We start from the raw sequence: 7,153 nt of genomic DNA, 5'->3' as shown, positions 1-7,153 counted from the left end.
GATTGTAAATCGACATCATCAACTTGTTCTGCAACTACTGCTTCATCATCAATAGTTAGAGAATCATCACTGATGTCTTCTGCAGCGCTTGCTGCACCAATACAACATATGAAGATTAATAATACTGTTAAAATCAAACTAGTTTGTATCTTCATTATTTATTATCCCCCATTAGGTTAATTTAAAAATAATTTATAGACCCTATTGAACATTTTTTTTCAAAACAGTCTAGCAATATCTTCCAAAACAGGAATCCACAATCATATCAATCTTCTTTTTGCAGTGTATTAGTAATATATACTGCAAGTGATAGTATGGAGATTCTGTTTTTTCAGATATATTTTGATAAATGAATCATTAATTAAAATTAAATTAGTATTCGTTAAATATTTATTAACTAAAACCTAACTGTAATTTTTTAAAATTCAGTTTATCATTTTTAATTTTTGTAAAATATGTTTTAAATATGTTACTAAAAAATTATTAAAAAGAGTTTAAAAGTGATGGTTTTAGTATTCTTCTTCAGTACGTTCTTTTTCTCTATACCCAATAATCAATAAGATTAAAACAAGTATTATTCCTATTATTGTTTGAATATAGTTTATTTCATCAAGTTCTTGTATTTGTTTTGTTATTTCATAAGCTTTGGATTCGCTTGGACTTGATGATGAACTTGATCCAGATCCTGCTGATGAGGATGCACTTGCAATACTTATTCCTGATTCACCATAAGTATATCTTGTTGAATTGGCATCACCACGAATGGCATCTGAAGTAGATGGATTAATATTGTTTCCATTGACTTTGCTTTTAATGGTCAATCCACTTCCTTGTCCTTTGCCACTTAAGCTGTTTCCACTTCCTTCACCATTGCCCAATCCATTACCAGCATTATTTCCAGTGTTGAGCCATGACAAATCCACACCATTTCCATTCCCGACACCTCCTGAGTTATAGTTTTTAAGCCATGAGGGAATGTCACGTTCAGACATATGACGTATTGTATCTGCACCATTAGTATTATAACGAACCACATTGTTTTGTCCGTTTCCACCAATGCTTACTGCACGGTCTCCACCTTCACCCACACCAGTGACCAGAATATTATACATTACGTTAGTGTCGCTGGTTGTTGAGCCAAGACCCTGATTTAAGCTTATTGCAATTGGACCAGGTGTTGTAACCTTATTGTATTTTATGTCGTATTTATGGTTTCCTTGAGTATTTTGAGAATAACTGATACCATATACTCTGTCACCTGCTTTATAGCCTCCAACTGTATCGACAATGATAGTATTGTTTAATATTCTGTCATCAGAGTCCTGTACTTCGATTCCTGCAACTAATGCCCATGAATCTGTACCTGCTTTACCTGTAATATTTATAAAATTACTTATTACATCGATTTGTGTTGATCCATAATAGTTCTGTGAGTATACTCCAATGTTCGGGCCGTTACTAACACTATGCAAATAATTATAAGCTACTTTAATGTTATATGCAGGTCCTGTAACCTGAATCGGGTAAGCAGTACCGTATCGGCCGTTACCCCCATAGGTAAATACATCAATATTATTTTCAACAACTTCCACATCATTTAATCTGTAAATATCAAGTGCATACAGGTAATTTGCAGTATTTTTACGAGTATGTAAATCCTCCACTTTAATATCGTTTTTATTGATTGTGGAATTGTCGCATGCATAAATCAGAACTGATGATAATGTCGGATATTTATTATCTGCATATTCTCCAAAGTTAACGGTTGAATATACATTATTTCCTGTGAACTGCAGGTTTTTACTGTCTCCTGCGGCAAAGGATGATACCTTATCCATTCCCACACCACCGTAGATTCCACCTGACCAGTCCACTTCACGCAAAGGCAATGTTGAACTAATGTCATTGCCGGAAACTAATGCATCATCACTGTATTGCAATAATATTGGATAGTTGTGTCCTTCATGAAATGCATGTCCAATATAGTTAAAAGAAGAGTTTATCAACTTAAAACCTGTGTTGTCATACGAATAGACTCCAATTGCATCAACATCACTTGGTGTGTCATAGGACATATCTATATTATACAGTGTAACATTATTTCCTGTAATGTAGATTCCTGCATTACTGTTGCCTGTAAAGCTTTCATTCAGTACAAATTTCAGATTGGTTAGCATCACGCCGTCAGCTTTTATATTGAACCCAGTATTGTTAAACAAAGTATTTCGACCGGTTATTTTTGTATTGTCAGAATTAATGGTCAGTATCCCTTTGTCAGTGAATGTTCCGTCAAAGGTTAATATTTTGCCACTGTATTCGTTTTTCAAGACTCCTGCCTCATCGAAATACATTTTGTAGTTTCGCTGGTTTATGATGTAGTTGTCATTTGCTGATTTGATTTTGTCGTCTTGTGATTGAACACTTGTAAGATTCAAAGAAGAATAGGTTTCACTCGCATCTTCCAAAAGCACATTACTGTCGGCTGAGTCTGTTAAAGTCAAATTTTCATTTGTTGAGGCAGAAATTAGACTCATGCTTGCAAGCAGTATTATGCTTATTGAAAACACGAATAGTATTTTATTCATTTTCAAAATAATTCACCTACCCTCAAGTTTTTTTAATGCTGTTAAACCTCTTAACCTGTCAGTATATATTACTAAATACACTGCAAAAAGAAAGTTGAATCAGCAAGCAAAGTTTAAACAATAATTTATAAATTATCATAATATACTTTACTAAATAATATTTTAGTAATTATTATATTAATAAATATTTACATTAAGACTTTACATGAATAAAAATCAAAGGCAAGATTTAATTATCAAATGAAAAACATTTTGAAAAAGCCAAAATGTAAAAATTTAATACCCCACCAATTGGAAACATCAGATCTCAAAAACATGAAAAAGGCATATAAACTGATATTAATAAACCTATCGATTTGATTGAATAAATGAAATATATTTCAAACATTTTTTTAATATAAGAGTTATCTGATTACTCCATCATTAACGCAGACAATCATTAATCTTTTCAAGTTTTACTTAACCGCATTATTTAACTTTCCCGCTGCAGACATTGAGAAAATTTATATGCGAAAAATAGTATATATTAATTAAACAAAATTATAATTATGAAACTACAGGAAGTTAATTTCACCAGGAATTTAGTGTTTAAATTTTGAGTTCATGAGAATATTAAAATATTAAAAAAGCAGATGTTGCCGTATGGATAAAAATATAGTATATCATGGAAGTAATGTGGAAGTGCCTTTTCCACGAATTCTACAGAATGGTTTTTATAAGGATTTCGGTTATGGCTTTTACTGCACCTTATTTAAAAAGCAAGCAAAACGCTGGGCTATGACAAAAAAAGGAGAATCAGTTGTAAACTTATATGAATATGTGCCAAATACTGATTTAAACATTCTGAAGTTTAACGAAATGTGTGAAGAATGGTTGGACTTCATTGTAAGTTGCCGAAATGGCATAGAACATAACTATGATATAGTGGAAGGTCCTATGGCAGATGATCAAATTTGGAATTACATTGAAGGATTTATCGAAGGCAACATTTCAAGAGAAGCATTCTGGGAACTGGTGAAATTTAATTATCCAACACATCAAATTTGCTTTAACACTGAAAAATCACTTAAAACATTAACATTTAAAGGAAGTGAAATATTATGAAAAATAAATATTTCCCAGATGAAGATATTAAAATCAATGATTTATACTTTATTTGTTACATGATAGAAAGAGTGGCAAGACATATAAAACAAAAAAATAAATATGTTGTAAATACAATTGGAAAAGATGAACTATATCATCTGATTAGCTGTGCAGAAGTATTACACTGTGAAAATCCTTTGAAAATAGAAGCAGATTGGATTAATGACTATGAACTTGAAAATGGAGATTATGATATTACCATTGTTGATACAGAACTTGCCGCAATCATCCCAACACCACTTGACATGGGCGCAGTATATCAACGTTTAATTATAAACACATTATCATCCAAAGAAGATTACGTTGACGGCATTATAAGAGTATATAATGATGACATATGTGATGTGATAGATAATTATAACTGCAGTGCGTTCTATGAACCTTCCTATGTGATAGCCCGAGCTTATCAAAACGGAGGTTTTTAAATTAAAACTAATATAAAGTTAAAAATCACCTAACAAAGAAAATATATACGATTCAGTGCGGGTGAGAAACCGACAACACCATCCTACTTTCAAAAATTGGTTCAAACATCACAGACAAAATCCAACTATCATTAAATGAAACAGACCTATAAACTGATAATTAATAAAACCACCACTTAATCGAATGAATGAAACATATTTTCAAACATTTTTTAAATATAGAGTTATCTGATTACTCCATCATTAACAGCAATAATTACCTATTCAAAACCCCTTCTGCAATATTCATTCATATATATCGCAGTGTAAAACTCCAAACCTGAATTCGGGAATGCTGGTGTTAATGTAAATGATGACCTCGCAAATCAAAAAAAAAAGACTGATCAGACATACTTCATAATCGACCATGAAGATTTAAAATACACATATATAGAACATTTGTCTGCTGTAACCATCAACACAGAAGTCAAAAAGCTACACACCAATCCACCTGAATTTGTCAAAAATAGAAAATGAGAAAAACAAACTGATATGGGAACTTGACAGACTAAAATTCAACATGGACAACCTTAAAAGCATGATTGGGAAATAAGTTATACTTTTCCCAATTTAATATTTTTTGAATGCATGAATCTAACTTGAAAAAAATGAACTAGTGCATTATATGATTTTAGGTGGTTCATTTTTTTAGCATTCCTTTATAAAGGATTCGAAAAATATTCATAGTCAAATATTTTTTGGAATAATCGAAAACATCGATTAACTCTTAAATCATAAATTCAAGCCACCATATTGATTTATTAAAGGTGGTTCATTTTAAAACATTTCAAGTCATATATGTTTAAAATAATTTAACCTTCAATAATTTCAATACTTTATTTGATTATAATCATTTATTTTAATCATGTTTTTATTTATTTATGATAGGTAGTGTTTTTGAACCACCTGTCAAAAACGTGTTAAATAAAGAAATAATTGGACTGATTCATAGTGATTTTTCGAATTAGCTTTTTATCATACAATGTATTTAAATCTCTTTTTGCAGTAGATTTGGATATACCATAAACTTCTGCATAAGAGTTATATGAAAAACTCTCTTCATCATTTCTCATTTTAAGAATTGCATCCAATTGTCTATTATTAAGATTAAATTCTTCATAATCATTAGCAGTTGCATTTTGTGGAAGTATTAATTTACCATTAGGTCCCCTTAAAACTACTTTAAAGTAAAATCCATCTTCAAATTCAGGTTCAGGCAAATTACTTTTTTTCATATCATCTCTCATACGAGCTATGCCTGTGCCTTTGTGTTCCATGTATTCTGTTCTTTGAAATATTTTACAGATGTTTTTGTTTCTGTGTTTTGGGTTTTTATCAACACCTAAAGTTTCAAGAGTCACAGGATATGGTAATTTTCCAGGGCTTATTATTTCAATACGGTCATCGTAGATGTAAAATGTTATGCAGTCTCCAGTTAATGTGTAATCCCTATGGGCGATTGCATTGATGAATGCTTCCCTGACTGCTTTTATCGGATATTCCGGAATTTGTGTTCTTTTCATTCCAGTTACAATCCCACCCAGTTTTGTGTTTCGGTTAAAGAAACTGTCGAATTCTTTTATTAGTTTGAAAAATGAACTTTCACTAAAGTGTTTATCGATTATTTCAAGTCTTTCGGTGCCGTTGAAGCGAACCATCTTTACATCATGCTCAAGGTCAAATTTTGATATGTCTTTTGCAAAACACAATGCACCAGCTTTGTTGAAATGGAAAACATTATTTTCATCGATTTTTCCTGCACCAATATATTCAAGAATCTTATCCAAATCCCTTTTCCCGAATAAACCACGAATATTATCCTCAACAACATCAAGATAAAGTTCTATAGCTTCTTCATCAACATCGTCAATTGAAGAGTTATATAGCATCTGCCTATCATATGCAACACGGGTTAATCTTTTATCTATTGCATCTTGCAGGCTGTTTTTAACTGCATCCAGCAGTTCTTCTTTGGTTGTGAAAGTATCATATTTAGTTAGATCTCTAATTCTGTTTAGGAATTTTGTGCTGCCTTCATCTCTTGTTTTGCAGTTTTTAACGAAAAAAATATGTGTCATGCTTATTAGATATGAAAGTATTGTATTCATATTCAGTTGCTGAAACACCATCCTTATAGATGTTTCCATAATGCTTGCCAATCAATCCAATATAAACATCCGCTTCTTCAACTTCATTTATGAATACTTCATTAGCAGCTTCAGTTTTAGCCCCATCTATTTCAAAAACAAATAACTCAACATTTCTGCTGAAATATGAATCTTTTTTTAAGCTCATCATAAAGAAATTTCCTTTCTTCAACAAATTCCCCTTGATTACTGCTTATAAAAACTTTCAAAACCATGAATATAACTATAAAACCCATACAATATAAAATTTGGCTTTTTCAAAAAGAAATATTGACATGAACATGTGAAACATATAATGTTATCATGAAAGAATTGATGTAAATTAACTTAGGTGAAAAAACTGATATTAATAAACCCACCATTTAATCAAATACTTTCAAAAATATCTTCTTAATGATAATAATCAATAAAATAAGTAATTATAGTCTTTTACTTAATGTTTGTACCATTTTTGTAAAATTTTTCTTGGGCTGTTAATACTTGTGTATTAAGGTTTATCAAGCTATCCCCTCGTTGACTTACGGGTTCTGGTATAAAATAATATTTTTCACGCTGTTGTTGTGTTTTGTATCCTTAGTCCTTCGTTTAATATATTTTTTGCGGCGTTGATGTCTCTGTGGTGGTGTGTTCCGCAATGGGTACATGTCCATTTTCGTATTTCGAGTGTTAGGTCGTTTTTTTGGTATCCGAGACATTACATTTTTGGCTTGAAGGGTAGAATCTGTCTATTTGTATGAATGTTTTTCCATACCACTCACTTTTGTATTTTATCATGTTTAGTAGTTTGTATAGGGCTATTTTTTGCAGTTTT

At 31.2% G+C, this 7,153-nt stretch carries 5 protein-coding genes and 1 pseudogene; 2 read left to right on the top strand and 4 right to left on the bottom strand.

Translation table 11 applies throughout. From position 1 onward, the window contains the following. Positions 1-509 precede the first annotated feature (509 nt). The gene (locus IJ258_RS09435; RefSeq protein WP_292806287.1) at positions 510-2,591 is read right to left on the bottom strand and encodes a hypothetical protein; all 2,082 of its coding nucleotides are present in this window, start codon (positions 2,589-2,591) and stop codon (positions 510-512) included. A 636-nt stretch (positions 2,592-3,227) separates the two neighbouring features. Here IJ258_RS09435 and IJ258_RS09430 point away from each other — a divergent pair. After that, positions 3,228-3,689 (top strand): DUF3990 domain-containing protein, encoded by a 462-nt coding sequence (locus IJ258_RS09430; RefSeq protein WP_292806285.1) that lies wholly within the window; start codon positions 3,228-3,230, stop codon positions 3,687-3,689. Continuing rightward, entirely contained in the window at positions 3,686-4,156 is a 471-nt protein-coding gene (locus IJ258_RS09425) for a hypothetical protein (RefSeq protein ID WP_292806284.1), read from the top strand. The genes IJ258_RS09430 and IJ258_RS09425 overlap by 4 nt, the downstream gene beginning before the upstream one ends. A 959-nt stretch (positions 4,157-5,115) precedes the next feature. Here IJ258_RS09425 and IJ258_RS09420 read toward each other — a convergent pair. From IJ258_RS09420 to IJ258_RS11955, 3 genes and pseudogenes are all read right to left on the bottom strand, one after another. Further along, positions 5,116-6,273 (bottom strand): ATP-binding protein, encoded by a 1,158-nt coding sequence (locus tag IJ258_RS09420; protein WP_292806282.1) that lies wholly within the window; start codon positions 6,271-6,273, stop codon positions 5,116-5,118. Further along, positions 6,251-6,514: a DUF4062 domain-containing protein gene (locus IJ258_RS09415; protein ID WP_292806280.1), complete on the bottom strand. Its 264-nt coding sequence runs from the start codon at positions 6,512-6,514 to the stop codon at positions 6,251-6,253. The genes IJ258_RS09420 and IJ258_RS09415 overlap by 23 nt, the downstream gene beginning before the upstream one ends. A 375-nt stretch (positions 6,515-6,889) precedes the next feature. Continuing rightward, positions 6,890-7,140: pseudogene (locus IJ258_RS11955) on the bottom strand (zinc ribbon domain-containing protein). Positions 7,141-7,153 lie beyond the last annotated feature (13 nt).

Source organism: Methanobrevibacter sp. (genome assembly GCF_017468685.1).
Lineage (GTDB): Archaea > Methanobacteriota > Methanobacteria > Methanobacteriales > Methanobacteriaceae > Methanocatella.
Note: the sequence above shows the minus strand (reverse complement) of the source record. Positions and strands in the feature narration are given on the sequence as shown.